Genomic DNA, 25,508 nt, shown 5'->3' on the forward strand with positions numbered 1-25,508 from the left:
GAAAATCAGATTAAGTTTGAAGCGTCCACTTTTCTGAATGTGAGCGATATGCGTCGAACTCTTGGACTCGCGCCTTCAAATTTCCTGCTAGGAATCTCGTGAGTCCATTCATGTCTGGCTGGTCCATTAAGTGATGCTGCACTACGCCTGTAGAGCGTCGTCTCAAACTTATCTTTTCCTCGGCGGAAGAGCATTCGCCACGATTCGCAGAGACTGATAGTAACGATAGGTCCTTTAAAGCATGTAGGGCAGTCGACATGCTTACTTATACCTTGATCTTTCAGGTATTCATTAACGATGACCTGATCCGCAAGCTCTGGCATAAGATTCTCGGCAACTAGGCGCTCTGCAAGGGTTTGAGCCCATTCAGGAAGAGCACCAAGATAGCTTGATTTAAGTACTTTTCTCGAAGAGTAGTCGTACTTCCAGCCATAATGTTGTACTCGCCTTGATAAAGTATCTAGCCATGGGGCTTTATCGACGAGTTCGATTAACCGTTCTTCTTCGTTACTTGTGAGGAATTCTTCGGCTATAATCAGGCCCACAGGCATTAATTCTGCTGTTTTCGATGCTACACCTCCTGGCGGAAGCGGAAGTTTTCTTGTGATTTTTCCAGTTGTAATCCATTTTTTGAAGAGGTCACTGCTAAAGTGCCGATCAAACTTTACTGACTCTGGAAGCTCCAGAAAAACTTTTCCTGAGGCTTCCAGCGTTTTTGGCATTTCCCGCATTACAAGGCTTCCATCGCCGGAAAATGCAATCCTACAGTTTTCGACAGCTACGATTAAATTAAAAGATTTGACGCCCTGTTCCTCAGCTATAGCGGATGCCGCCGCAGTCACCTCAGGCAGAGAATAGTCTGCGTCGTACCATGCTCCTCGGCGTCCTAGCTTCTTTTCAAAAATTAAAGCGCTACCTGATTGCAGTTTTATTTTTTCTGTAGAACGAGAGAATGTGGGGCTAGGGAGCATATCTGCTGGCCATTTACTAGATGTAGAAGCTCCCTGCCAAGTCGTAATAGAGGCCGTTTTTTCCGCAATGATTGTCCCGCGGAAGCGAGACTCCAGATTTCGATACCCGTTAATCAAGCCAGATAAAATTACACCGCTCCACCAAATAGCGGGTGGCAAAGCAGGAAATTCAGCTTTCCATGTTATGAAGTGTTCAGGCTTGGGGCGTAAAAGTACAAGTTGCAAGACAAGGGCTATTGGGTCAGTACTAGCTTGATCTAAGTTTACTGTGCGTTTGTCTTCGAGTATTTCACCTGTCTCATGCAGTAGAGCATCAAGTCGTTCGATTCGATGATCAGTCTTTCTCGCAAGATCGAAAACAGCTTCGAGAAGCTCATCCGGTCGCCAGGACTCCCGGATATTCGAACGAGAGAAAACATCGATCATCGCTAACCAAAGGGCGCCACATTCAGCTGTCGATGTTTCTGATTTTGAAAGTAGCCAAGGCGGCGTATCTAGCCATGGGGCTTCCAGATGCGTTGCGATTGCTGATGCTTTTTCATTGGCAAGCCATTTGCACAGCAAATCTACCCACGGCGCGATGCTTGGAACCCCCCAAATTGCCATTGCTGCGGCACCTCGTAGCGAATTCCAATGTTCTGGTGGCTGGAATGCATCTCTCGGCGCTCGCTCGCCCAAGTCCTTCGGCTCAAAGTAATTAGCTACTTCGACAGTGATAGGCTGTGGCGGAAGTACAATATTAGCGAAGCCCTGCGCGAGACCTATCAGATTTTCTGCTATGTCAGGGGCTGAAACAGAAAAGTGGGTAACCGCAAATAATGGGATGGGTCCAGGCCATACGATTTGCTGGTCTTTTCCGTTCAAACCGCTGAGCGCTACGTTCACCCACTTACCTTTACGTCGTGTCAAAACCTTGACATTGCTCGGAAGTAGCTCTGGATCAAGCCAGACTATAACTTCATAGCGCCCATTGGGTATGGCTGACTTAACTGGTTTTCCTGATCCCAACCTGACCATGCACGCTTCTCTTCTGACCGGCCACCAAGACTCAGCCAAAAGGCTCAGCCAAGCGCGATGATCAAATGACAGCGCGAGAAGCTGGGGCAAGGACTCTGAAGCAGGGGGCGTGATTTCAGTGCCCGGCGCAGTGAGTTCGGCATCGAACTGCAGGGGGAGTGTCATCGGCTGAGGCGGTTTAGGAATCATCGTAGTAGTAGGATCTTGTCCGGAAGGCTGTCGTACTGACTAGCGGTTAAAGCCGATGGGCCATCAATGAGCACAAGGTTATCGCGAGCTCGTGCGCACAACATATAGAGCCGTCGGTACTGGTCAGGCTGGGCACAAGGCAATGAGCGAGCTAGATCTTGCAAGTAGACGGTCTCAAATTCAAGGCCTATCGCTGACTCCCCGGTGAGCACGGTCACACCTGGAGTCATCAGATGAATATTTTTTTCTGATCCAGATTTATTTCTGCTGGTATACGCATCAATGCGCGAAGAAGGCAGCTCCTTTTGCAGCATGCTTTTCAGAGCTTCCGCCTCATTTGCGAGCCTTACGATAACACCGATCGATTCGCCACGGTTCTTAAGGCGGATTTTGACCAAAGTAACGACCTCGGACCACATTTTTACCTTTTCTATGGTCGGAATGTTACCGCTACGTGGGCGTCTGACGATTGCGGCGGGGAGAGTTCGTGATTTATGGAAATGTTCTGCTACACGAGCAATTTCTTGAGTGTTTCGGTGGTTTTCCGAAAGCCGAATTGGTTCTGGCATGGGGGCTGCGCAAATCTCCTCAATGCTCGCGCGCTGAGGTAGAGTTGTTTGATCTTCATCTGCAAAGACGCTTACATTTTTTGCGCCAAAACGCACTGCCCATGCATAAAAGGCGCTGGGCAAATTCTGCCCCTCGTCTATTATTAGGTGGTCTAAAGTCGGCGTCACTCTCGCTTTTTCGTACTCATCCATAATTTCTTGCCAGCTGTACACGAAAGGCTTCGGTTCGGGTGCGTTGCGCCCAAAACGTCTGTGGAATTCGGATGTGATAAAGCTGTTCATTGTCAAAGTAGTGAATGAGTTGTCGCCTAGCTGACCAGCGAGAGCTGCAAGCATTCTGTTTTTGGTTAAGAGAATAGCGCTGCTTCCAATACCAAGAAGTCTTTTTATTCTATGTACGGCCATGGTTGTTTTTCCAGAGCCGGGCGGCCCTAGGACAAAAAGATTTTCCTTTAAGCTAGCTTCGTAAACATTTAATTGCTCATCAATTAGGTCGTCGAGTAGCGGTAGCTTCATGTTCATTATTTCCTTCGTATACTTGAATTGGCGGGCTTGAAAAAGAGCGCATAATGTATTTTTATATGAGTTTTTGAGGTTGCAGTAAATAATTCAGTAGTGTCGATAATCGTCTTGTAGCCAGCGGCCTCAAGATTTTTCTTGAAAATTGGGAATTTTTGCCGTGCTTCAGGGCGCGCGCTATTAGTGTAAAGCACTGCAGATGGCCCTAAGCTAGCGTTTCCATGAACGCGGTTGATTTTTTGTGCAAGAAGCGCCGAATCTATTGAAGGGCTGGCCAGCAGATAGGATGCAACGAAAATCGTGAGATTACCGCTGATGTTTTCAAATTTTATTTTATCAATATCATTTGTAAATTCATAAGTTGTCATCGGATGAAGTTCTTTGCTCGCGCGAGCAGCCGTTGCCATCTGTGAGCCAAGTGTTCGCATTGATTGGTAGCAATCTACCCCGTAGTAGCTAAAAATCTTTTCTTTACCAAGCGCATTGGCTAGAGACAGGCCCGCCGTGAATGGTCCACAGCCCAGATCAAACATTATCGGATTTCCATAGCCTATATCACCTAGCAATTGATCAAATGCGCAACATAGTTCGTCAATATGACGAACCTGATTGTATTTTGCGTAGAGCAACGCTCTGTCGTAGGCGGAAAGGTGCTCGATAGGTTGATCAAAATCAGCTTGGCCGCCGACGATAACATCGTTAAATATAGTTTTTCGACTCCATCCTAAATACGTCGTTTCCGTTGTCCTGTGATCATTTAAAACGCGATCTTCTATCTCTGATTGGTACAAGGCATTTAGCCAGGCTTTTGAAAATGACATCGTCGTCCCTAGCCTATTTCCAGAAGGTTGCTGTTAATTTTGGATCCAAATTTGGTCGTGCGATCAAAATGCCACTGTCTGGCTTTCGCGTCAACCTGTACTGGCTGGCGCGCTTGACGATAGAAGATTGATCGGCGAAAGGGGCAGTGATCGGGCCTGCGTCGAACCTTTCTCGATTTCTCACCTCTTTATTGCCAACCGCAACCCACCCTTATCTTTCCCCAAATGCAGGTGTATCGTATTCGCCCCTCGCATTTGCATCGCAGATGCGCTCAGTCGTCGTTTTCGAGGTCCCGCCGTTCATGTCCTTCACCCGTCGTCAGATCCTCACAGGCATTGCCGGTCTTGCTGTAGTCGGCCTTGGCGCAGGTGGTGCTTCGCGTTACTGGATGGGGCGGCGCGAGTCTGAAGCTGGCTCTGACTTTGTGCTGATCGCCGCGCCACTGGATATAGAGCTGGTTTCTGGCCACAAGACACCTGCCTGGGCCTTCGGCGGTTCTGCGCCGGGCACCGAGTTGCGCGTACGCCAGGGTGAGTGGCTGCGGTTGCGCTTCATCAATCAGTTGCCGGTCGAGACGACCATTCACTGGCATGGCATCCGCTTGCCGCTGGAAATGGACGGCGTGCCTTACGTTTCGCAGTTGCCAGTGAAGCCGGGTGAATATTTCGATTACAAATTCCGTGTGCCGGACGCGGGTAGCTACTGGTATCACCCGCATGTCAGCAGCAGTGAAGAGCTGGGCCGCGGGCTGGTCGGGCCGCTGATCGTCGAAGAGAGGGAGCCGACCGGTTTTGCTTACGAGCGCACGGTCAGTCTGAAAAGCTGGCATGTGGACGAAGAGGGCGCATTTACCGAGTTCAGCGTGCTGCGTGAAGCGGCGCGTGAGGGTACGGCGGGGCGGCTTTCAACGCTGAACGGCATTCCGCAGGCGGTGATCGAATTGCCGGCCGGGCAGATCACGCGCGTGCGCTTGCTCAACCTCGACAATACCGTGACTTATCGACTCAACCTGCCGGACGCCGAAGCGCAGATTTATGCGCTGGATGGCAACCCTGTAAAGCCGCGTCCGTTTGGCGACGAATATTGGCTGGGGCCGGGCATGCGCATCTGTCTGGCGATCAAGGCCCCGCCGGCGGGCGAGGAAATCTCGCTGCGTAACGGTCCGGTGCGCCTGGGGACGTTTCGTTCGGTCGCCAACAATGATACGCCTGGCCAGTGGCCGCCGGAGTTGCCGGCCAACCCCGTGGCTGAGCCTGATATGGATAGCGCCGAGAAGATCAATTTCAACTTTGAATGGGTGGGCTCGATGTCGGTCAACACCGACAATGGCAAGCCGCCCAGCCTGTGGCAAATCAACGGCGAAGCCTGGGATATTACCGACAAGACCTGTGCCGATCGGCCTATCGCCAGATTGAAACTGGGCAAGAGCTACATCTTCGAATTGAAAAACATGACCCAGTATCAGCACCCCATTCACCTGCACGGCATGAGTTTCAAGGTGATTGCGTCCAATCGCCGCAAGATCATTCCGTACTTTACCGACACGTTCCTGCTCGGCCGCAACGAGCGAGCGCGGGTGGCGCTGGTGGCGGATAATCCCGGCGTATGGATGTTCCACTGCCATGTGATCGATCACATGGAAACCGGCCTGATGGCCGCCATCGAGGTGGCGTGATGCGCCAGCCGCAAATTATTGATCGCAGCAAGGATCAGGACTTCATGCGTGAGGCGCTGGCGCTTGCCGCGCAAGGCGCGCTGCTGGGTGAGGTGCCGGTCGGTGCCGTGTTGGTGCAGAACGGCGAGATCATCGGCCGTGGTTACAATCGCCCGATCAGTGGCAGCGACCCCAGTGCGCATGCCGAAATGGTCGCTATTCGTGATGCCGCCAAGGCGCTGGACAATTATCGTCTGCCGGGCAGCACCCTTTACGTGACGCTGGAGCCGTGCAGTATGTGTGCAGGTTTGATCGTGCACGCCCGGGTGGCGCGCGTGGTTTACGGCGCGCTTGAACCCAAGGCAGGTATCGTCCAAAGCCAGGGGCAGTTTTTCAGTCAGGGCTTTCTCAATCACCGCATATTGTTTGAGGGCGGTGTGCTGGGCGAGGAGTGCGGTGCAATGCTGAGTGAGTTTTTCAGGATGCGCCGGTCGGCCAGGGACGCAGGCAAAAATCAGGGCGACGTTTAGAGCGCCGGCTTGTCCGGGCTGCTGGAAGCGGGTGCAGAGGGGGTTGGCGGCACCGGCGGCTGAGTCTTGTCGACACCGGGAACATGCAGGTTGCCATCGGCGACCTGACTGCCCTCCAACTGAGGCTGCGTGACCCAGGTCAAAATGTCGTAATAACGACGGATGTTGGCAACGAAATGCACCGGCTCACCGCCTCGGGCGTAACCGTAACGCGTTTTGCTGTACCACTTTTTCTGTGACAGACGCGGCAGCATCTTTTTAACGTCCAGCCACTTATTTGGATTCAGCCCTTCGTTTTCCGCCAATTTGCGCGCATCTTCCAGGTGACCGCTGCCAATGTTGTAGGACGCCAGAGCCAGCCATGTGCGATCAGGCTCTTGAACTTTGTCATCCAGCTGATCTTTCACGTAGGCAAAATACTTGGCTCCGCCCTGAATGCTCTGGCGGGCATCGAGCCTGTTGGTCACGCCCATGGCCTGAGCGGTGTTCTGGGTCAGCATCATCAGGCCGCGCACCCCGGTTTTTGACGTCACGGCGGGTTGCCACATAGATTCCTGATAGCCGATGGCGGCCAGCAATCTCCAGTCGACCTGTTCTTTCTTGGCCGATGTCTGGAAGTGTTTCTCGTATTTGGGCAGGCGCTCCTGCAGGTGTTGGGCGAAGGTATAAGCGCCAACGTAGCCAAGCACATCGACGTGACCGTAGTAACGATCTTTCAGGCGTTGCAGTGTGCCGTTCTTCTCGACCTTGTCCAGGTACGCATTGATTTCGTTGAGCAGGCTATTGTCTTCGCCCGGTGCAACTGCCCAGCGCTGTTCACGGGCTTCGCCCAGGTCGAAGGCTACACGCACGTTGGGGAAGTAGACCTGGTTCATCGCCAGTTCATTGGAGTCGACCAGGGTCAGGTCGATCTGGCCTTCATCGACCATGCGCAGGAGATCGACGACCTCGACCGCGTCCGATTCTTCATATTCAAGGGCTGGATTCTGCGCCTTGAGCGCCGCCAGCTGTTCGGCATGCGCGCTGCCTTTCAGAACCACGATGCGTTTGCCCACCAGATCGCCAGGGTCGGTCGGGCGTGATTGGCCGTTGCGATAGACAACCTGGGGAGTTACTTCCAGGTAAGAATGCGAGAAACGCGCCTGTTGCTTGCGTTTCGGCGTTTCGATCAGGCCAGCGGCACCGAGCACCGGACCGCCTGGCTTGTTCATCTGATCGAAAAGGTCGTCAAGGTTGTCAGCCGTTTCGATCTTCAGTTCGACGCCCAGGTCTTCGGCAAAGCGCTTGACCAGCTCGTATTCAAAACCGGTTTCACCGTTGCGGTCCTGAAAATAAGTCGCCGGACTGTTACGGGTGATCACCCGCAGTACACCGTCCTCCTTGACTCGTTCCAGTGTGGTGGGTTTCTCCACACAGGCGCCGAGCATCAGGAAGAGTCCGGTTGCGATGAGCCACTTGGCGCAACGTGGGCGGAAATCTGGTCTGAAGAACATCGGTGCAGTATACGCAAAGCGCACCGGGCGCCATATCTCGACAGTGACGCCTGCGTCTGATAGGCGAAGGGGTTTTACAGGTATTTCCGGCCTTTTTTGGTGTGGGGCGACATTCGGGCGCACCGGATGCCGCCGTTTTGGGTGATCAAAGGCCCGCTTTAGGCTAGAATACCCGGCCTCAAAGCACACCCCCTTCTCGAGGCTGTCCCGAAGATGTTGATCCTGCGCGGTGCTCCTGCCCTTTCTGCCTTCCGCCACAGCAAATTACTAGAACAACTGAAACAAAAAGTTTCAGCTGTCAGTGGCTTGTACGCCGAATTCGCTCACTTCGCTGACGTCAACGACGTTCTGACCAGCGAAGAACAGCAGGTTCTCGACCGTCTCCTGAAATACGGCCCCAGCGTGCCGGTTCAAGAGCCGAGCGGCCGTCTGTTTCTGGTGTTGCCACGTTTTGGCACTATTTCACCCTGGTCGAGCAAGGCCAGCGACATCGCCCGTAATTGCGGCCTGACAAAAATCCAGCGCATCGAGCGCGGGATTGCCTTCTATGTAGAGGGGCAGTTCAGTGAAGTCGAGGCTCAGGCAATCGCGGACAGCCTGCATGACCGCATGACGCAGCTGGTGCTGGGCGACCACGAGCAGGCTGCCGGCCTGTTCAGCCACGCTCAGCCTAAACCGCTGACGGCCGTGGACATTCTGGGTGGCGGCCGCGCGGCGCTGGAAAAAGCCAACGTCGATCTGGGCCTGGCCCTCGCTGAAGATGAAATCGATTACCTGATCACCAGCTTCAACGGTCTCGGGCGCAACCCGCACGACATCGAGCTGATGATGTTTGCCCAGGCGAACTCCGAGCATTGCCGCCACAAGATTTTCAACGCCAGTTGGGACATCGATGGCCAGAGCCAGGAAAAAAGCCTGTTTGGCATGATCAAGAACACCTACCAGATGCACAGCGAAGGCGTGCTGTCCGCTTACAAGGACAACGCTTCGGTGATCGTCGGCAATGTCGCCGGTCGCTTTTTCCCGGACCCTGAAACCCGTCAGTACGGCGCGGTTCAGGAGCCTGTGCACATTCTGATGAAGGTCGAGACCCACAACCACCCGACCGCCATTGCGCCGTTTCCTGGTGCCGCGACCGGCTCCGGTGGCGAGATTCGCGACGAGGGCGCAACCGGTCGTGGTGCCAAGCCCAAGGCGGGTCTGACCGGTTTCACCGTGTCCAACCTGCAGATTCCCGGTTTCGTACAGCCCTGGGAGGTGCCATACGGCAAACCCGAGCGCATCGTTACCGCGCTGGACATCATGATTGAAGGCCCGCTGGGTGGCGCGGCGTTCAACAACGAGTTCGGCCGTCCAGCATTGACCGGGTACTTCCGTACCTTCGAGCAGTCCATTACGACACCGCACGGTGACGAGGTTCGTGGTTACCACAAGCCGATCATGCTGGCGGGCGGTATGGGCAACATCCGCGAAGACCACGTCCAGAAGGGCGAGATCACCGTGGGCTCCAAACTGATCGTGCTGGGTGGTCCGGCAATGCTGATCGGTCTGGGTGGCGGTGCGGCCTCCTCGATGGCGACGGGCACCAGTTCGGCGGATCTGGATTTTGCCTCGGTTCAGCGTGAAAACCCTGAGATGGAGCGTCGTTGTCAGGAAGTCATCGACCGCTGCTGGCAACTGGGCGACCGTAACCCGATCAGTTTCATCCATGACGTCGGTGCTGGCGGCCTGTCCAACGCCTTCCCTGAACTGGTCAACGATGGCGACCGGGGTGGCCGTTTCGAACTGCGTAACGTGCCCAACGACGAGCCGGGCATGGCCCCGCTGGAAATCTGGAGCAACGAATCCCAGGAGCGTTACGTGCTGGCCGTGGGCGTCGAGGATTTCGAGCGCTTCAAGGCTATCTGCGAGCGCGAGCGTTGCCCATTTGCGGTTGTCGGCGAAGCCACTGCCGAGCCGCAACTGACCGTCACCGACAGCCATTTCGGCAACAATCCGGTCGACATGCCGCTGGAAGTATTGCTGGGCAAGGCTCCACGCATGCACCGTTCGGTCGAGCGCGAAGCCGAGCTGGGCGATGATTTCGACCCGAGCACGCTGGATATCGAAGAAAGCGTGCAACGCGTATTGCGCCACCCGGCGGTCGCCAGCAAAAGCTTCCTGATCACCATTGGCGACCGTAGCATTACCGGCCTGGTCGCTCGCGATCAGATGGTCGGCCCATGGCAGGTGCCTGTGGCCGACTGCGCGGTGACCGCAACCAGCTTTGACGTCAACACCGGCGAAGCCATGGCGATGGGCGAGCGCACACCGCTGGCGCTGCTGGATGCTCCGGCCTCGGGCCGTATGGCGATTGGCGAGACACTGACCAACATTGCCGCTTCGCGTATTGAAAAACTGTCGGACATCAAGTTGTCGGCCAACTGGATGTCGGCTGCTGGCCACCCCGGAGAAGACGCGCGTCTGTATGACACCGTGAAAGCGGTCGGTATGGAACTGTGTCCTGAATTGGGCATCACCATTCCAGTGGGCAAGGACTCGATGTCCATGAAGACCCGCTGGAGCGATGACGGTACTGAAAAGACCGTGACTTCGCCGCTGTCATTGATCGTGACTGGCTTTGCGCCGGTGCTCGACATTCGGCAGACCCTTACGCCCGAGTTGCGCATGGACAAAGGCATCACTGACCTGATCCTGATCGATCTGGGTCGTGGTCAGAACCGCATGGGCGCGTCCATTCTTGCGCAGACGCACGGCAAACTGGGCCGTGTTGCTCCGGATGTCGATGACGCTGAAGACCTCAAGGCCTTCTTCGCCGTGATTCAGGGCCTCAACTCGGACGGTCATATCCTGTCCTATCACGACCGTTCCGACGGCGGTCTGCTGGTCAGCACGCTGGAAATGGCCTTTGCCGGTCATTGCGGTCTGAACCTGCACCTTGATGGCGTGGCCGATAACGTTTCCGAACTGAGCGCGATTCTGTTCAACGAAGAACTGGGTGCGGTGATCCAGGTACGTCAGGACGCGACTCCGCTGGTGCTGGCACAATTCAGCGCAGCCGGTCTGGAAGATTGCGTGGCGGTGATCGGTCAGCCGATCAACAACGACGAAGTGTCGATCAGCTTCCATGGCGAGCCGGTATTCAGCGGCCAGCGCCGTCTGCTGCAACGTCAGTGGGCCGAGACCAGCTATCAGATCCAGCGCCTGCGCGACAACGCCGAATGCGCGGATCAGGAATTCGATGCGCTGCTGGAAGAAGACAACCCGGGTCTGACCGTCAAGCTGGGCTTCGACGTCAACGAAGATATCGCTGCGCCTTACATCAAGACCGGTGTCCGTCCACAGGTTGCTGTGCTGCGCGAGCAGGGCGTCAACGGTCAGGTCGAGATGGCGGCAGCCTTCGATCGGGCCGGTTTCAACGCAATCGACGTGCACATGAGCGACATCCTCGCCGGTCGTGTCGATCTGAACGAATTCAAGGGCATGGTTGCCTGCGGTGGCTTCTCTTACGGCGACGTCCTGGGGGCCGGTGAAGGCTGGGCGAAGTCGGCACTGTTCAACAGCCGCGCCCGCGATGCGTTTCAGGGCTTCTTCGAGCGTTCCGACAGCTTTACGCTGGGGGTGTGCAACGGTTGCCAGATGCTGTCCAACCTGCACGAGCTGATTCCGGGTAGCGAGTTCTGGCCTCACTTCGTGCGTAACCGCTCCGAGCAGTTCGAAGCGCGCGTGGCCATGGTTCAGGTTCAGGAGTCGGCGTCGATCTTCCTGCAGGGCATGGCCGGTTCGCGCATGCCGATCGCCATCGCTCACGGCGAAGGGCATGCGGAGTTCCGCAATGACGACGCGCTGCTTGAAGCGGACGTGTCCGGTACTGTAGCGCTGCGCTTCGTCGACAACCACGGCAAGATTACTGAAGCCTATCCGGCCAATCCGAACGGCTCGCCGCGCGGTATTGGTGGCATGACGACCCTCGACGGTCGCGTGACCATCATGATGCCGCACCCGGAACGCGTGTTCCGCGCAGTGCAGAACTCGTGGCGTCCCGAAGACTGGAACGAGGACGGTGCCTGGATGCGCATGTTCCGCAATGCGCGGGCCTGGGTTAACTAAGGCGCATGTACAAGCTCGCCTTCTTTGTTCCATCGAGTCATGTTGACGAGGTCAAAGACGCCATATTCGCTGCTGGTGCAGGGCGAATCGGCGCTTACGATCACTGCTCATGGCAGGTGCTCGGCCAAGGGCAGTTCCGGCCGCTGGATGGCAGTCAGCCATTCATCGGGCAGGGCGGTGTGGTCGAGTCGGTGGAAGAATGGAAGGTCGAGCTGGTCGTCGCTGACGAGCTGATTCAGCAAGTGGTGTTAGCCCTCAAGCAGAGCCATCCCTACGAAACGCCTGCTTACGAAGTGTGGCGGCTGGAAGAGTTCTGAGGGGCTGTACCGGCCTCTCGCGGCGGCATGCAGTCGGACGCCCTTGACTACGCTCGGTAGTGCGTTAATCCACTCCGATGATCAAGGCCGAATCTCGATCATCGTCCCGTCTTTCACCAGATCCCAGATTTCCCTCATATCGTTGTTCTTGAGCGCGATGCAGCCGTTGGTCCAGTCCAGCGTGTGGAAATACCATTCCGGGTACTCCTCATCCACCGGCGTGCCATGAATCATGATCATGCTGCCCGGTTTCACACCTTCGCGACGTGCGCGTGCCGAATCCGAGATGTTCGGGTAGGAAATGTGCATCGACAGATTGTAATTGTTGCTGGGCTTGCGCCAGTCGAGCCAGTAGAAACCCTCTGGCGTACGTTGGTCGCCTTCCTGCAGCTTGGTGCCCTTGGGGTTCTTGCCCAACGAAATTCGATAGGTTTTCAGGGCCTCGCCGCCGCTGATCAATTGCAGCTGGCGCACCGACTTGAGTACCAGCACCTTGTCGATCGGCTTGCTGGCGATACTCTCGGTATTGATGACCTTGTTGTTGATGATTTTCTGTTCGCTGCCTTTGGGCACGATGGTCTGAGTAAACGCAGCCTGCGAAAGCGGTACGAATGACATGCAAAAGAGTGCGAGCAACCAGCGCATTACGATTTCCCTGAAGGCGCTTCTTTCTGAAGAAGGCGCCGATGTTGTGTGCGACCCTGGCTTTCAGGTGTCCAGCAACGGACGTGACGGGGGAAGGGCGCTGGTATGAACCGGGTAGGCCTGCCGACGCCGATCCTTGAAGAAGTATTCTAGGGTACGTCCGACTGTCATGAAAGCCAGGTCCGACCACGGAATGTCGGCTTCGTCGAATAACTGCACTTCCAGGCTCTCGATACCTGCGGCGAACGCTTCAGTGGCCATTTCTGCCCGATAGAACACGTGCACCTGATTGATATGCGGCACGTCGATCAAGGTATACAAATGCAGCTCGGTCAAGGTGGCGCAGGCTTCTTCTAGGGTTTCGCGCCGCGCGGCCTGTTCGATGGTTTCACCGTTTTCCATGAACCCGGCCGGCAACGTCCAGAAGCCCAGGCGTGGTTCTATGGCACGGCGGCATAGCAGAACCTTGCCTGCGTGGGTCACCAGGCAGCCTGCAACGATGTTCGGATTCTGATAATGAATGGTGTGGCAATGTTCGCAGACATACCGCAAACGGCTGTCGCCTTCGGGAATACGCTGAATAACCGGGTTGCCGCACTGGCTGCAAAATTTCATGGGGTCAGTCGATAGTGAACGCAGCCGCTATCTTGGCCTGTCGTGCTGCGGCTCGGCAACCCTCCGTGTGCAGGAGTTGTAGTGCAAGGGGTTGGGCGCAACGTCGCTTTGGTGCATGATGCCAGACAGGCAACAGATCGAGATTTCCCATGCTGGATGAGCTACTTCGCCGTGTAGTCAGTCATACGCCAGAAACCCTCGACATGGATCGTGGATTCCCCGAGGCGGCCGTTCTGGTGCCTGTCACCCGCAGTGAGCAACCCGAGCTGATCTTGACCCTGCGCGCCAGTGGCCTGTCGACGCATGGCGGTGAAGTGGCTTTTCCGGGTGGTCGCCGTGATCCGGGCGATCCTGATCTGATTTTTACCGCCCTGCGTGAAGCCGAGGAAGAAATCGGCCTGCCACCCGGACTGGTCGAAGTGATTGGCCCGCTCAGTCCACTGATTTCCAAACATGGCATCAAAGTCACGCCCTACGTGGGGGTGATACCCGATTTTGTCGAATACCGTCCCAATGACGACGAGATCGCTGCGGTGTTCAGTGTGCCGCTGGAGTTCTTCCGCCAGGACACCCGTGAGCATACTCACCGTATCGATTATGAAGGCCGCAGTTGGTACGTACCCAGCTACCGCTACGGCGAGTACAAGATCTGGGGGCTGACCGCGATCATGATCGTCGAACTGGTGAATGTGCTGTACGACACCAAAATCAGCCTGCATCATCCGCCCGAACGCTCGACCACCTGAGCAGCCTGTATCTGAAGCGTCACCCATAAAAGCTCGTACCCATGAGTACGGCCCGCCTGAGGAGGCTGCATGAAATATCGCCTGGGGGAATCCCGTGTCCAGACCGACTTGCACAGCTGGGTCGCTCCCAACGCGGTGTTGATCGGCAATGTCAGGCTGGAGGCCGGCGCGAGCGTGTGGTTCAACGCGGTGTTGCGTGGTGATAACGAGCTTATCCACATCGGTGAAAACAGCAACGTGCAGGACGGCACAGTAATGCACACCGACATGGGCTCGCCATTGAGTATCGGCAAAGGCGTGACCATTGGGCACAACGCCATGTTGCATGGCTGCAGTGTTGATGACTACAGCCTGATCGGTATCAATGCCGTTATTCTCAACGGGGCGAAAATCGGAAAATACTGCATCATCGGCGCTAATTCGCTGATCGGTGAGGGCAAAGTAATCCCCGACGGATCGCTGGTCATGGGGTCGCCGGGCAAAGTGATACGCGAACTCACCGATGTGCAAAAGAAGATGCTGGAAGCCAGCGCCGCCCATTACGTACACAACGCCCGACGGTACGCCCGTGACCTGGCTGTGCAGGAAGACTGATGAGTATCGATGCCCCGATTGAAAAGCCGGTCCGCTCTCCCTGCGTAAGCATTTGCGCGCTGGATGAGCAGGATATATGCACCGGTTGTCAGCGAACCGTGAGTGAGATCACCCAGTGGAGCAGGATGAGCAACGACGAGCGCCGGGTGGTACTCGGTCTTTGCGACGAGCGCGCAAGAGCCAGCGGCCTGATGTGGACAGTGGGCGAGGCACGCTGACGTTCCCATGGCCTAAAGGAGCGAACTTGCTTTTAAAGAGGCCGGTGCAGTAGAAGAATTTGCTGCGTTTGGAATATAGCCTTCGCGAACAAGTTCGCTCCCACAGGTTATCCGTGGGCTTTGTGGGAGCGAACTTGTTCGCGAAGAGGCCGGTGCAGTCGATGCATTATCTTCGTCAGAAATAGCGCTTTCGCCCACGCTTGGGCGCGTCTCCTGTCCGCGTTTGCTATCATTGCCAACCGCTCGCACAGGCCCGAACCCTCCATGCTGTTCCTGATCGCCTACATCAGCAGTGTCGTGCTGATCAACTTCGCTTTTTCCAGTGCGCCGCACCTGGACATGATCTGGTCTGCCTGGGGTGGGCTGGTGTTCGTATTGCGGGATATGGTGCAGATTCGCTTCGGCCATGGCGCGATCATCGCCATGCTGGTGGCGCTGGTGCTTTCGTACGTTACCAGCGATCCGACCATTGCCCTGGCCAGCGCCACGGCGTTTGCGGTATCCGAATGCATCGACTGGCTGGTGTTCAGCGTCACCAGGCGCCCGTTGCGTGATCGATTGTGGATCAGCTCGGCGCTCAGCATCCCGCTCGATACCTTTATCTTCTTCGGCATGATCGACGCCATGACCGTGCCGGTCGTGCTCACTGCGCTGGTGTCGAAGTTCGCTGGCGTGACGGTTGTCTGGATGATCATGGCGTGGCGGGCACGTAACAACGCTTGTCCGGGCTGAGCGCCCATTTACCGGGGCTTCGTGGTAAATTGCGCGCCTTTCTCCACAGCGGTTGCTTGCGTATGGCGGGCAGCCCTCGATATCTGCTTCACGAGGACCTGAGATGACTCAAATCGGAACTCCACTGTCGCCCACCGCGACTCGCGTACTGTTCTGCGGCAGCGGCGAACTGGGCAAGGAAGTCGTGATCGAGCTGCAGCGCCTTGGCGTTGAAGTGATCGCTGTTGACCGTTATGAAAATGCCCCGGCGATGCAGGTTGCTCATCGCAGCCATGTAATCAACATGCTCGACGGTGCAGCACTGCGTGCGGTCATCGAAGCCGAGAAGCCGGATTTCATCGTTCCGGAAATCGAAGCCATTGCCACCGCTACGCTGGTTGAGCTCGAGGCTGAAGGCTTCACCGTGATCCCGACGGCACGCGCCGCGCAACTGACCATGAATCGGGAAGGCATTCGTCGTCTGGCCGCTGAAGAGCTGAAGCTGCCGACATCGCCTTACCACTTTGCCGACACCTTCGAAGCTTACAGCAAGGCCGTCGAAGACCTCGGTTTCCCATGCGTGGTCAAGCCGGTCATGAGCTCGTCCGGCAAAGGGCAGAGCCTGCTCAAGAGCGCCGATGATGTGCAAAAGGCCTGGGACTATGCGCAGGAAGGTGGTCGTGCTGGCAAGGGGCGCGTCATTGTCGAAGGCTTCATCGACTTTGATTACGAAATCACCCTGCTGACCGTGCGCCACATCGGCGGTACTACCTTTTGTGCGCCGGTTGGTCATCGACAGGAGAAGGGCGATTATCAGGAATCCTGGCAGCCACAGGCCATGAGTCCGGTAGCGCTGGCAGAGTCCGAGCGTGTTGCCAGGGCGGTGACCGAGGCGTTGGGTGGTCGCGGAATGTTCGGCGTCGAGTTGTTCATTAAGGGCGATCAGGTGTGGTTCAGCGAAGTCTCGCCGCGCCCGCATGACACCGGCCTGGTAACGCTGATTTCTCAAGACCTGTCCCAGTTTGCCCTGCACGCTCGCGCGATTCTCGGCCTGCCGATCCCGCTGATTCGCCAGTTCGGGCCATCGGCTTCGGCGGTGATTCTGGTTGAGGGCCACTCGACTCAGACCGCCTTTGCCAACCTCGGCGCTGCGCTGGCTGAGCCCGACACGGCGTTGCGTCTGTTCGGCAAGCCGCAAGTCAATGGCCAGCGCCGCATGGGCGTTGCCCTGGCGCGTGACGAGTCCATCGAAGCCGCTCGGGCCAAAGCGACCCGAGCCTCGCAAGCGGTAGACGTAAGGTTGTAAGGCCGTAGCTGCAGGCTGCAAGAAGGAGGGTGTTGCTCTTTCTTGCAGCTTAAAGCGCTGTATCCTTCGTTTCCTTCAGGCTCAACACCGCCAGTACGCTGATCAGCGCCGCAGCGGACACATACCCGCCCACCCAGCTCAGACCGCCCATCGCCACCAGTTTCTGGGCGAAAAAGGGCGCTACCGATGCGCCCACGATTCCGCCCAGATTGTAGGCTGCCGATGCACCTGTGTAGCGAACCTGCGTCGGAAACAGCTCTGGTAGCAATGCGCCCATCGGGGCAAAGGTGATGCCCATCAGAAACAGCTCTATACACAGAAACAAGGCCACAGCCCAGGTGCTGCCGTGGGTCAGCAGCGGTTCCATGGTGAAACCTGACAGTATCGCCAGCACCCCTCCCGCAATCAGTACCGGCTTGCGCCCGAAGCGGTCGCTTGCCATCGCGGCCAGAGGCGTTGCAGCCGCCATGAACAGCACGGCAAAGCACAAAAGTCCCAGGAACGTTTCACGGGTGTAGCCCAGTGTGGCCACGCCATAACTCAGTGAAAACACCGTCGAGATATAAAACAGCGCGTAGCAAACGACCATCGACGCCGCACCGAGCAGCATGGGCTTCCAGTGCTGGCTGAAGGTTTCCACGATTGGCAGGCTGACGCGTTCGTGACGGGCTATGGCCTTTGCGAAGACCGGGGTCTCTTCCAGTTTCAGGCGCACATACAGCCCTACCATGACCAGCGCGGCGCTGAGCAAAAACGGAATTCGCCAGCCCCATGAGCGAAACTGTTCGTCCGTCAGGGTCATGGCCAATGCCAGAAACAAACCGTTGGCGGCCAGAAAACCGATCGAAGGGCCCAACTGTGGAAACATGCCGAACCAGGCCCGCTTGCCCTCCGGAGCATTCTCGGTCGCCAGCAGTGCAGCGCCACCCCATTCCCCGCCCAGGCCAAGTCCCTGACCGAAGCGCAGCACGCAGAGCAGAATCGGCGCCCATGCACCGATAGTGGCATAGCCGGGTAATACGCCGATCAGCGTGGTGCAGATCCCCATCAGCAGCAGCGATGCTACCAAGGTCGATTTACGTCCGATCCGGTCGCCGAAATGACCGAACAGCGCCGACCCTAGGGGGCGTGCGAGAAAAGCGATACCGAAGGTCAGAAACGACGACAGCATCTGTGCCGTGCCCGAGGTCTGCGGGAAAAACACCGGGCCTATCACCAGCGCGGCGGCAGTCGCGTAAACATAAAAGTCGTAGAACTCGATGGCCGTGCCGATAAAGCTGGCGGTGGCAACGCGGGTCGCCGAATTTACCGGTTTTACGTGCGCGGCATTATCTTCGCGAGAGAACGGGGTGCTGGTCATGCGGATTCCCTGACTGTCGACTCGCCGGGCGGCAAGGACCGTGCTCCGGCAAGTATTCATTATTGTGATTGTAGGTACGGCTTTAGGTGCGGCGTCGAGCAGAGTAACCCGAAAGGGCCGGGAGGCAATGGCAGGGAGCAGGAAACTATTTGAAGGTGCGAACGAGGGTGTTCTGCCACATGGCCACGCGCTTGACGCGATTGTCCTCGGTCTCAAGGATTTCCAGGCGATAAGGCCCGATTCTCAGGCAGACCGGTGCCTCTGGAATGGTTTCCAGTGCCTCGGTAACCAGGCCGTTGACGGTTTTCGGACCATCTGACGGCAAATGCCAGCCAAGGCTCTTGTTCAGCTCGCGAATGGACGCGGCTCCTTCCACTTCGAGGCGTCCGTCTTCCTGCTGCTTGACGTGAGGGTTATCGAGCCGCTGCTCGCTCTCGAATTCGCCGACGATCTCTTCGAGGATGTCCTCAAGGGTGACAATGCCCAATACTTCCCCGTATTCATCGACCACTACGCCGAGACGCCGCTGTTGTTTGTGGAAATTCAGCAATTGCAGTTGCAGCGGAGTGCTTTCCGGAACGAAATACGGTTCGTAGCAAACTGCTAGTAGTTGCTCCTTGGTCAGGGTTCCCTTGGGCAGCAGGTGGCTGATGTCGCGCGTGTTGATGACGCCTTGTACCTGATTGATGTCGTTGTGATAGACCGGCAGGCGTGTGTGGCGTGAAATGATCAGGCGCTCGATGATCAGATCCATCGGTTCATCCAGGTTGACGCCATCTACCTCGTTGCGCGGGATCAGGATGTCGTTGACCGTGATGCTGTCCAGTGCGCGAATGCCCGACAGCACACTGGCACGCGGATAATGCTCGTGAACGGTGTCGTGTCGGGCTGAGCTCTGCGTGTCGTCTTCGAAATGCTGATCCTGTTGTTGCACAGCAGGTGACAGGAAGGGGCGCAGCAGTGTCTTGGCCAGAACGTTGAAAACATAGGCCAGCGGCCAGAGGATCTTCATCGGGATGCGCAGTACGCCATTGCCCAGCATCAGCGTCGAGACAGGGTGGCGATTCGCCAGGCGTCGAGGCACGTATTCGGCAAAGACCAGCATGATGCTCACGGTGCCGAGCCATGCCACGGTCGGGCCGTTGTAGAACCAGTAATTGGCAGCAATCAGCGTCGCGATGACAGTGATCAGTACCCTGATCAGGGTATTGCCCAGGATGAGGCTGTTCAGGTTGAACGCCAGTTCTGGAAGGGGCATCGCCTTTTCCGGACGACCCGAGGCACGCATTGCCTTGAGCTGATGATGCGCGGCTTCGACCGATGTCAGCAGGCCAGCCCACAGCATCAGTAGGGCGAGGACGCCGAGCAGCGGGCCTAGGGGCAGATTATCCATGATCAGGGCCCGTCAGATGTGCAGGATGAATTCGCGTACCAGCTTGCTGCCGAAGTAGGCGAGCATCAGCAGGCAGAAACCGCCCAGAGTCCAGCGAATGGCCTTGTGCCCACGCCACCCGAGGCGGTTGCGCCCCCAAAGCAGGACGCTGAACACGATCCAGGCGAGGCACGCCAGCAGGGTTTTGTGCACAAGATGCTGTGCAAACAGGTTCTCCACGAACAGCCAGCCGGAAAGCAGCGACAGCGAGAGCAGTGTCCAGCCGGCCCAGAGGAAGCCGAACAGCAGGCTTTCCATGGTTTGCAGCGGTGGAAAGTTCTTGATCAGTCCGGAAGGGTGCTTGTGCTTGAGCCGGTAATCCTGCAACAACAACAGTAGCGCCTGGAATACCGCAATGGTGAACATGCCATAAGCCAGCAGCGAAAGCAGGATATGACTCAGGATGCCGGGTTCTTCCATGATCGGCTGTACGGTGCCGCTTGGGGCAAACTGGGCGAGCAGGACGGTGACCATTCCCAGCGGGAACAACAGCACCAGCAAGTTTTCCACCGGGATGCGTGACGTGGCGATCAGGGTCACGACGATCACGGATGCTGCGATAAGGCTGGCCGAATTGAAAAAGTCCAGGCCCAGGCCGGCGGAGTGCGTCAGTTGGGAGAACAGACCGATGGCGTGTGCGACCACCGCCAGCGTTCCGAGCAGGCAAAGCAGCCGCTTGTCGGGCTTGACGGCCTGGCTCAGGCGCAGGCTCTGATAGACGGTCGCAGCGGCGTAAAGGATGGCGGCGGCGAGGCTGGGAAGCAGGCTGGGTGGCAAAGGGGACATAGATCCTGATGGACGGGCCTGAAAAGACGCTGAGTTTGGCATAGAACCGGCAAATCACGAAAGACCACAGAAGCAGACTGCGTGGTGTCCGTGCGGCAGAGTCTTCGCTATAATCCGCGACCTGCTCAAGCCGCAGGCTCGCCGAGCGTCATTTCTGCATTACGGGCCGGGCCGCATCAACCGGGGTTCGACGAGAGCCTGAAAGGATCGCGCATGTTTGAAAACCTGACTGACCGCCTCTCGCAGACGCTGCGCCATGTTACTGGCAAGGCCAAGCTGAACGAGGAAAACATCAAAGATACCTTGCGCGAAGTGCGTATGGCGTTGCTTGAAGCCGACGTCGCCTTGCCGGTGGTCAAAGACTTCGTCAACAACGTCAAGGAGCGCGCCGTCGGCACCGAGGTGTCGCGCAGCCTGACCCCGGGTCAGGCGTTCGTGAAGATCGTCCAGGCCGAACTCGAAAGTCTGATGGGCGCAGCCAACGAAGATCTGGTGCTCAATGTCACGCCGCCAGCCGTAATCCTGATGGCGGGTCTGCAGGGTGCGGGCAAAACCACCACAGCGGGCAAGCTGGCGCGCTTCCTTAAAGAGCGCAAGAAAAAAACCGTAATGGTGGTGTCGGTCGACGTATACCGTCCTGCTGCCATCAAGCAGCTCGAAACCCTGGCCAACGACATCGGCGTGACGTTCTTCGCCTCCGACATCAGCCAGAAGCCGGTGGACATCGCCCTGGCAGCCATCAAGGAAGCGAAGCTCAAGTTCATTGACGTCGTTATCGTCGATACCGCTGGTCGTCTGCACGTCGATGTCGAGATGATGGGCGAGATCCAGTCGCTGCACGCTGCAGTCAAGCCGGCCGAGACGCTGTTCGTGGTCGATGCCATGACCGGCCAGGATGCGGCCAACACTGCCAAGGCTTTCGGCGACGCACTGCCGCTGACCGGGGTGATCCTCACCAAGGTCGACGGTGATGCTCGCGGTGGTGCTGCCCTGTCTGTCCGTGCAGTTACCGGCAAGCCTATCAAGTTCATCGGCATGGGCGAGAAGAGCGAGGCGCTTGAGCCGTTTCACCCTGATCGTATTGCATCGCGCATCCTCGGTATGGGCGATGTGCTCAGCCTGATCGAACAGGCTGAACAGACGCTCGACAAGGACAAGGCCGACAAACTGGCCAAAAAGCTCAAGAAAGGCAAAGGCTTCGACCTCGAAGACTTCCGCGACCAGTTGCAACAGATGAAAAACATGGGCGGCCTCGGCGGGCTCATGGACAAGCTGCCAAGCATCGGTGGTGTCAACCTGTCGCAGATGGGTAATGCCCAGGGCGCGGCCGAAAAGCAGTTCAAGCAGATGGAAGCCATCATCAACTCTATGACACCTGGGGAACGTCGTGACCCGGACCTGATCAGCGGCTCGCGCAAGCGCCGTATTGCAATGGGTTCGGGGACTCAGGTTCAGGACATCGGGCGTCTGATCAAACAGCATAAACAGATGCAGAAGATGATGAAGAAATTCTCCGCCAAGGGCGGAATGGCAAAAATGATGCGCGGCATGGGGGGGATGTTCCCCGGCGGCGGCATGCCGAAAATGTAATTGAGTCGCGTGCAAGGTACCTTGCACGCTTTCATGCGGGGGGTTGCCCCCCGGCCAGCCCGCGTTTTACGGGCTTTTACCTGCTGTCAGACCGACAGCTCCCTCGCAAATCTGAAAGGCATGCCGATAGGCGCCGGAAAAAGACATTTGCAAAAGTCGGGATATTCCTTAGAATATGCGGCCTTTCGGGCACCTATGCCCGCTGTGCATCTTAGATTTGCAGCACCGACTACAGGAACGATGTTCAATGCTAACCATCCGTCTTGCCCTTGGCGGCTCCAAAAAGCGCCCGTTTTACCACCTGACCGTAACCGACAGCCGCAACGCTCGTGACGGTTCCCACAAGGAACAGGTTGGTTTCTTCAACCCGGTTGCCCGTGGTCAGGAAATCCGTTTGTCCGTTAACGAAGAACGCGTCAACTACTGGTTGAGCGTGGGTGCACAAACTTCCGAGCGCGTTGCCCAGCTGCTCAAAGAGCACAACAAGACCAAGGCCGCGGCCTGAGTCTTATGAGCGCGACGCCTGCATCTGCCGACGATCTGATCGTCATTGGCAAGATTTACTCGGTTCATGGCGTTCGCGGCGAAGTGAAGGTTTATTCCTTTACCGATCCGATTGGAAACCTGTTGGACTACAAAACCTGGACGCTTCGGCGCGAAGGCAGCGTTGACAAGCAGGTGGAGCTGGTCAGTGGACGCTTGCAGAGCAAGTTCCTGGTCACGAAGCTCAAAGGTCTCGATGATCGAGAGGAAGCACGTCTTCTCTCCGGTTACGAAATCTGCGTGCCGCGTAATCTGTTCCCTGATCTGGATGATGGCGAGTACTACTGGTACCAGCTTGAAGGCCTCAAGGTCATCGACCAACTCGGGCAATTGCTCGGGAAAATCGATCATCTGCTCGAAACCGGTTCGAACGATGTAATGGTTGTAAAGCCCTGCGCGGGTAGCCTGGACGATCGTGAACGCTTGTTGCCCTATACAGAGCAATGCGTGTTGGCAATCGATATGGCTGCTGGCGAGATGAAGGTGGATTGGGACGCGGACTTCTGAATGCCATGGCCAGCCTGCGCATAGAAGTCATCAGCTTGTTTCCCGAGATGTTTTCCGCCATCAGTGAATACGGCATTACCAGCCGTGCGGTGAAACAAGGGCTGTTGCAGCTTACTTGTTGGAATCCGCGGGATTACACCACTGATCGCCATCACACTGTGGATGATCGCCCATTTGGCGGTGGTCCGGGCATGGTGATGAAGATCAAGCCCCTTGAAGATGCTCTGGTTCAGGCCAGGCAAGCAGCAGGGGATGCGGCGAAGGTGATTTACCTGTCGCCACAAGGCCGCCAGTTGAATCAGTCTGCGGTACGCGAACTGGCGCAGGAGGAAGCGATTATCCTCATCGCCGGTCGTTATGAAGGCATTGACGAGCGTTTTATTGATGCTCATGTCGATGAAGAGTGGTCGATTGGTGACTATGTTCTTTCCGGTGGCGAGCTGCCGGCGATGGTCCTGATTGACGCGGTTACGCGGCTGCTGCCTGGAGCTTTAGGGCATGTGGACTCCGCGGAGGAAGATTCCTTCACGGATGGTCTGCTGGATTGCCCGCACTACACCCGACCTGAGGTGTATGCGGATCAGCGTGTTCCCGACGTGTTGCTTAGTGGCAATCACGCGCACATCCGGCGTTGGCGTTTACAGCAGTCCCTTGGGCGGACCTATGAACGACGCGCCGATCTTCTGGAAAGCCGCTCGCTTTCTGGAGAAGAGAAGAAGCTGCTGGCGGAATACATCCGCGAGCGGGACGATAGTTAACGTATCGATGGTCGATCCAGACGGATTACCTTAGGAGCACCAGCATGACTAACAAAATCATTCTTGCCCTCGAAGCAGAGCAGATGACCAAAGAGATCCCTACCTTTGCACCGGGCGACACCATCGTCGTTCAGGTAAAAGTGAAGGAAGGCGACCGCGCTCGTCTGCAAGCATTCGAAGGCGTCGTCATTGCCAAGCGTAACCGTGGTGTGAACAGTGCTTTCACTGTTCGTAAAATTTCCAACGGTGTTGGCGTTGAGCGTACCTTCCAGACTTACAGCCCGCAAATCGACAGCATGGCTGTGAAACGTCGCGGTGACGTTCGCAAGGCCAAACTGTACTACCTGCGTGACCTGTCCGGTAAAGCAGCGCGCATCAAGGAAAAACTGTCCTGATACAGTTTTTCGATGCATAAAAAAGGCAGCCTCAGGGCTGCCTTTTTGCTGTCTGCCGTCTGATGATTCACCCTTGTCTACCGACGCACATACTGAGTAAACATGGCTACCATCGACCATCCGCTGATTGACCGGTTTCTGGACGCGCTCTGGCTGGAAAAGGGCTTGTCCGATAACACCCGCGACTCGTACCGCAGTGACCTTGCGCTATTCAACGGCTGGCTGCAGGAGCACGGTGTTGAGCTGCAGAGCGCCGGACGAGAGGTGATTCTCGATCATCTTGCATGGCGTGTAGACAACGCCTACAAGCCGCGTTCTACCGCGCGTTTTCTGTCCGGCGCGCGCGGTTTCTACCGCTATCTGCTGCGCGAAAAGCTGATTGCAACCGATCCTACTCTGCAGATCGATATGCCTCAGTTGGGCAAGCCGCTGCCAAAATCGTTATCCGAGGCTGATGTAGAAGCGCTGCTGGCTGCCCCGGACCTCAGTGAGCCGATTGGTCAGCGTGACCGGGCGATGCTGGAGGTGCTGTATGCCTGCGGTTTGCGTGTGACCGAGCTGATAAGCCTGACACTGGAACAGGTCAACTTGCGTCAGGGTGTTCTGCGTGTCATGGGCAAGGGTAGCAAGGAGCGGTTGGTGCCCATGGGCGAAGAGTCCATCGTCTGGGTGGAGCGCTATCTGCGGGGTGCCCGAGATGAGCTGCTTGGTGGAAAACCCAGCGACGTGCTGTTTCCCAGTACTCGCGGCGATCAGATGACTCGTCAGACTTTCTGGCACCGTATCAAGCATCAGGCGGCGGTTGCCGGTATCGGCAAGTCCCTGTCACCGCACACACTGCGTCATGCCTTCGCCACACATTTGCTCAATCATGGCGCAGACCTGAGGGTCGTGCAGATGTTGCTGGGGCATAGCGATCTGTCGACTACCCAGATCTACACCCATGTGGCGCGTGCGAGATTGCAGGAGATTCATGCGAAGCATCATCCGCGTGGTTGATATCGGATGTAATTTACGAAGAGTCTTACGTCGGTCTGAGTCGGCCCCGTGAGCCTTCTGTGGTAGGCTTTGCCGGTTTCGCATATCAAGGCTGGCGCGTCTTTTTCTGACC

23 protein-coding genes and 1 pseudogene are annotated in these 25,508 nt (G+C 56.8%); 15 read left to right on the plus strand and 9 right to left on the minus strand.

Features of this window, described 5'->3' with window-relative positions:
- Nucleotides 1-5: 5 nt before the first annotated feature.
- Genes MME58_RS06335 through MME58_RS06345 form a run of 3 tightly spaced genes read right to left on the minus strand, consistent with a single transcriptional unit; the run spans nucleotide 6 to nucleotide 4,086 of the window.
- On the minus strand, nucleotides 6-2,177 hold the full coding sequence (locus tag MME58_RS06335; RefSeq protein ID WP_082427175.1) for an alpha-ketoglutarate-dependent dioxygenase AlkB: 2,172 nt from the start codon (nucleotides 2,175-2,177) through the stop codon (nucleotides 6-8).
- A complete protein-coding gene (locus MME58_RS06340; RefSeq protein WP_158506043.1) occupies nucleotides 2,174-3,262 on the minus strand; it encodes an AAA family ATPase in 1,089 nt (362 codons plus the stop codon). Before MME58_RS06340 ends, MME58_RS06335 begins: the two co-directional genes overlap by 4 nt.
- 5 nt (nucleotides 3,263-3,267) lie before the next feature.
- Nucleotides 3,268-4,086, minus strand: a complete 819-nt coding sequence (locus MME58_RS06345; protein ID WP_055005303.1) for a hypothetical protein — start codon at nucleotides 4,084-4,086, stop codon at nucleotides 3,268-3,270.
- A 302-nt stretch (nucleotides 4,087-4,388) separates the two neighbouring features.
- Here MME58_RS06345 and MME58_RS06350 point away from each other — a divergent pair, with 302 nt between their 5' ends.
- Together MME58_RS06350 and tadA are read left to right on the plus strand one after the other, a co-directional pair.
- The gene (locus MME58_RS06350; protein WP_054988428.1) at nucleotides 4,389-5,762 is read left to right on the plus strand and encodes a multicopper oxidase family protein; all 1,374 of its coding nucleotides are present in this window, start codon (nucleotides 4,389-4,391) and stop codon (nucleotides 5,760-5,762) included.
- Entirely contained in the window at nucleotides 5,762-6,271 is a 510-nt protein-coding gene (tadA, locus tag MME58_RS06355; RefSeq protein ID WP_055005304.1) for a tRNA adenosine(34) deaminase TadA, read from the plus strand. Before MME58_RS06350 ends, tadA begins: the two co-directional genes overlap by 1 nt.
- Here tadA and mltF read toward each other — a convergent pair.
- Complete coding sequence (gene mltF / locus MME58_RS06360) at nucleotides 6,268-7,764, minus strand: membrane-bound lytic murein transglycosylase MltF (protein ID WP_055005305.1); 1,497 nt, start codon at nucleotides 7,762-7,764, stop codon at nucleotides 6,268-6,270. The two genes, tadA and mltF, sit on opposite strands and share 4 nt — an antisense overlap.
- A gap of 213 nt (nucleotides 7,765-7,977) precedes the next feature.
- Here mltF and purL point away from each other — a divergent pair, with 213 nt between their 5' ends.
- Together purL and MME58_RS06370 are read left to right on the plus strand one after the other, a co-directional pair.
- Nucleotides 7,978-11,874 carry a phosphoribosylformylglycinamidine synthase gene (gene purL / locus MME58_RS06365; protein WP_054988403.1) on the plus strand — a complete coding sequence of 1,299 codons (3,897 nt, stop codon included), beginning with the start codon at nucleotides 7,978-7,980 and terminating at the stop codon, nucleotides 11,872-11,874.
- Between the two features lie 5 nt (nucleotides 11,875-11,879).
- The gene (locus MME58_RS06370; protein WP_054988404.1) at nucleotides 11,880-12,191 is read left to right on the plus strand and encodes a YqfO family protein; all 312 of its coding nucleotides are present in this window, start codon (nucleotides 11,880-11,882) and stop codon (nucleotides 12,189-12,191) included.
- A gap of 81 nt (nucleotides 12,192-12,272) precedes the next feature.
- Here the strand turns inward: MME58_RS06370 and MME58_RS06375 are convergent.
- A pseudogene (locus MME58_RS06375) lies at nucleotides 12,273-12,695 on the minus strand (L,D-transpeptidase family protein); the annotation flags it as partial.
- 204 nt (nucleotides 12,696-12,899) lie between these two features.
- Nucleotides 12,900-13,451 carry an NUDIX hydrolase gene (locus tag MME58_RS06380; protein WP_054988406.1) on the minus strand — a complete coding sequence of 184 codons (552 nt, stop codon included), beginning with the start codon at nucleotides 13,449-13,451 and terminating at the stop codon, nucleotides 12,900-12,902.
- A gap of 149 nt (nucleotides 13,452-13,600) precedes the next feature.
- Here MME58_RS06380 and MME58_RS06385 point away from each other — a divergent pair, with 149 nt between their 5' ends.
- From MME58_RS06385 to purT, 5 genes are all read left to right on the plus strand, one after another.
- Nucleotides 13,601-14,197, plus strand: a complete 597-nt coding sequence (locus tag MME58_RS06385; RefSeq protein ID WP_055005306.1) for a CoA pyrophosphatase — start codon at nucleotides 13,601-13,603, stop codon at nucleotides 14,195-14,197.
- 69 nt (nucleotides 14,198-14,266) lie between these two features.
- Nucleotides 14,267-14,791, plus strand: coding sequence for a gamma carbonic anhydrase family protein (locus MME58_RS06390; RefSeq protein ID WP_055005307.1), 525 nt, complete (start codon nucleotides 14,267-14,269; stop codon nucleotides 14,789-14,791).
- Nucleotides 14,791-15,009, plus strand: a complete 219-nt coding sequence (locus tag MME58_RS06395; protein ID WP_055005308.1) for a DUF1289 domain-containing protein — start codon at nucleotides 14,791-14,793, stop codon at nucleotides 15,007-15,009. The genes MME58_RS06390 and MME58_RS06395 overlap by 1 nt, the downstream gene beginning before the upstream one ends.
- Nucleotides 15,010-15,273: 264 nt before the next feature.
- Entirely contained in the window at nucleotides 15,274-15,741 is a 468-nt protein-coding gene (locus MME58_RS06400; RefSeq protein WP_054988410.1) for a preQ0 transporter, read from the plus strand.
- Between the two features lie 103 nt (nucleotides 15,742-15,844).
- On the plus strand, nucleotides 15,845-17,026 hold the full coding sequence (gene purT / locus MME58_RS06405; RefSeq protein ID WP_055005309.1) for a formate-dependent phosphoribosylglycinamide formyltransferase: 1,182 nt from the start codon (nucleotides 15,845-15,847) through the stop codon (nucleotides 17,024-17,026).
- Nucleotides 17,027-17,075: 49 nt separating this feature from the next.
- On the opposite strand, the gene MME58_RS06410 is transcribed toward purT, so the two are convergent.
- The 3 genes from MME58_RS06410 to MME58_RS06420 all read right to left on the minus strand — a co-directional run bounded on the left by MME58_RS06410 (nucleotide 17,076) and on the right by MME58_RS06420 (nucleotide 20,604).
- Entirely contained in the window at nucleotides 17,076-18,386 is a 1,311-nt protein-coding gene (locus tag MME58_RS06410; RefSeq protein WP_055005310.1) for an MFS transporter, read from the minus strand.
- Between the two features lie 145 nt (nucleotides 18,387-18,531).
- Nucleotides 18,532-19,779, minus strand: coding sequence for a CNNM domain-containing protein (locus MME58_RS06415; RefSeq protein ID WP_055005311.1), 1,248 nt, complete (start codon nucleotides 19,777-19,779; stop codon nucleotides 18,532-18,534).
- A 12-nt stretch (nucleotides 19,780-19,791) separates the two neighbouring features.
- The gene (locus MME58_RS06420) at nucleotides 19,792-20,604 is read right to left on the minus strand and encodes a cytochrome C assembly family protein (RefSeq protein WP_054988413.1); all 813 of its coding nucleotides are present in this window, start codon (nucleotides 20,602-20,604) and stop codon (nucleotides 19,792-19,794) included.
- A gap of 213 nt (nucleotides 20,605-20,817) precedes the next feature.
- Here MME58_RS06420 and ffh point away from each other — a divergent pair, with 213 nt between their 5' ends.
- The 6 genes from ffh (at nucleotide 20,818) to xerD (ending at nucleotide 25,396) form a co-directional block, all read left to right on the plus strand.
- Nucleotides 20,818-22,194, plus strand: coding sequence for a signal recognition particle protein (gene ffh / locus MME58_RS06425; protein WP_055005312.1), 1,377 nt, complete (start codon nucleotides 20,818-20,820; stop codon nucleotides 22,192-22,194).
- Nucleotides 22,195-22,441: 247 nt separating this feature from the next.
- Nucleotides 22,442-22,699, plus strand: coding sequence for a 30S ribosomal protein S16 (rpsP, locus tag MME58_RS06430; protein ID WP_002552521.1), 258 nt, complete (start codon nucleotides 22,442-22,444; stop codon nucleotides 22,697-22,699).
- A 5-nt stretch (nucleotides 22,700-22,704) separates the two neighbouring features.
- Entirely contained in the window at nucleotides 22,705-23,244 is a 540-nt protein-coding gene (rimM, locus tag MME58_RS06435) for a ribosome maturation factor RimM (protein ID WP_003314225.1), read from the plus strand.
- Nucleotides 23,245-23,249: 5 nt separating this feature from the next.
- Complete coding sequence (gene trmD, locus MME58_RS06440) at nucleotides 23,250-24,002, plus strand: tRNA (guanosine(37)-N1)-methyltransferase TrmD (protein ID WP_002552523.1); 753 nt, start codon at nucleotides 23,250-23,252, stop codon at nucleotides 24,000-24,002.
- Between the two features lie 44 nt (nucleotides 24,003-24,046).
- Nucleotides 24,047-24,397 carry a 50S ribosomal protein L19 gene (rplS, locus tag MME58_RS06445; RefSeq protein ID WP_002552524.1) on the plus strand — a complete coding sequence of 117 codons (351 nt, stop codon included), beginning with the start codon at nucleotides 24,047-24,049 and terminating at the stop codon, nucleotides 24,395-24,397.
- A 102-nt stretch (nucleotides 24,398-24,499) separates the two neighbouring features.
- Nucleotides 24,500-25,396, plus strand: coding sequence for a site-specific tyrosine recombinase XerD (gene xerD / locus MME58_RS06450; RefSeq protein ID WP_055005313.1), 897 nt, complete (start codon nucleotides 24,500-24,502; stop codon nucleotides 25,394-25,396).
- Nucleotides 25,397-25,508: the final 112 nt, after the last annotated feature.

It is taken from the genome of Pseudomonas syringae pv. tagetis (assembly GCF_022557255.1).
Lineage (GTDB): Bacteria > Pseudomonadota > Gammaproteobacteria > Pseudomonadales > Pseudomonadaceae > Aquipseudomonas > Aquipseudomonas caricapapayae.

Coding starts and splice junctions, on each gene's coding strand:
- MME58_RS06335 (WP_082427175.1), bottom strand. CDS start 2,177: ATGATTCCTAAACCGCCTCAGCCGATGACACTCCCCCTGCAGTTCGAT.
- MME58_RS06340 (WP_158506043.1), bottom strand. CDS start 3,262: ATGAAGCTACCGCTACTCGACGACCTAATTGATGAGCAATTAAATGTT.
- MME58_RS06345 (WP_055005303.1), bottom strand. CDS start 4,086: ATGTCATTTTCAAAAGCCTGGCTAAATGCCTTGTACCAATCAGAGATA.
- MME58_RS06350 (WP_054988428.1), top strand. CDS start 4,389: ATGTCCTTCACCCGTCGTCAGATCCTCACAGGCATTGCCGGTCTTGCT.
- tadA (WP_055005304.1), top strand. CDS start 5,762: ATGCGCCAGCCGCAAATTATTGATCGCAGCAAGGATCAGGACTTCATG.
- mltF (WP_055005305.1), bottom strand. CDS start 7,764: ATGTTCTTCAGACCAGATTTCCGCCCACGTTGCGCCAAGTGGCTCATC.
- purL (WP_054988403.1), top strand. CDS start 7,978: ATGTTGATCCTGCGCGGTGCTCCTGCCCTTTCTGCCTTCCGCCACAGC.
- MME58_RS06370 (WP_054988404.1), top strand. CDS start 11,880: ATGTACAAGCTCGCCTTCTTTGTTCCATCGAGTCATGTTGACGAGGTC.
- MME58_RS06380 (WP_054988406.1), bottom strand. CDS start 13,451: ATGAAATTTTGCAGCCAGTGCGGCAACCCGGTTATTCAGCGTATTCCC.
- MME58_RS06385 (WP_055005306.1), top strand. CDS start 13,601: ATGCTGGATGAGCTACTTCGCCGTGTAGTCAGTCATACGCCAGAAACC.
- MME58_RS06390 (WP_055005307.1), top strand. CDS start 14,267: ATGAAATATCGCCTGGGGGAATCCCGTGTCCAGACCGACTTGCACAGC.
- MME58_RS06395 (WP_055005308.1), top strand. CDS start 14,791: ATGAGTATCGATGCCCCGATTGAAAAGCCGGTCCGCTCTCCCTGCGTA.
- MME58_RS06400 (WP_054988410.1), top strand. CDS start 15,274: ATGCTGTTCCTGATCGCCTACATCAGCAGTGTCGTGCTGATCAACTTC.
- purT (WP_055005309.1), top strand. CDS start 15,845: ATGACTCAAATCGGAACTCCACTGTCGCCCACCGCGACTCGCGTACTG.
- MME58_RS06410 (WP_055005310.1), bottom strand. CDS start 18,386: ATGACCAGCACCCCGTTCTCTCGCGAAGATAATGCCGCGCACGTAAAA.
- MME58_RS06415 (WP_055005311.1), bottom strand. CDS start 19,779: ATGGATAATCTGCCCCTAGGCCCGCTGCTCGGCGTCCTCGCCCTACTG.
- MME58_RS06420 (WP_054988413.1), bottom strand. CDS start 20,604: ATGTCCCCTTTGCCACCCAGCCTGCTTCCCAGCCTCGCCGCCGCCATC.
- ffh (WP_055005312.1), top strand. CDS start 20,818: ATGTTTGAAAACCTGACTGACCGCCTCTCGCAGACGCTGCGCCATGTT.
- rpsP (WP_002552521.1), top strand. CDS start 22,442: ATGCTAACCATCCGTCTTGCCCTTGGCGGCTCCAAAAAGCGCCCGTTT.
- rimM (WP_003314225.1), top strand. CDS start 22,705: ATGAGCGCGACGCCTGCATCTGCCGACGATCTGATCGTCATTGGCAAG.
- trmD (WP_002552523.1), top strand. CDS start 23,250: ATGGCCAGCCTGCGCATAGAAGTCATCAGCTTGTTTCCCGAGATGTTT.
- rplS (WP_002552524.1), top strand. CDS start 24,047: ATGACTAACAAAATCATTCTTGCCCTCGAAGCAGAGCAGATGACCAAA.
- xerD (WP_055005313.1), top strand. CDS start 24,500: ATGGCTACCATCGACCATCCGCTGATTGACCGGTTTCTGGACGCGCTC.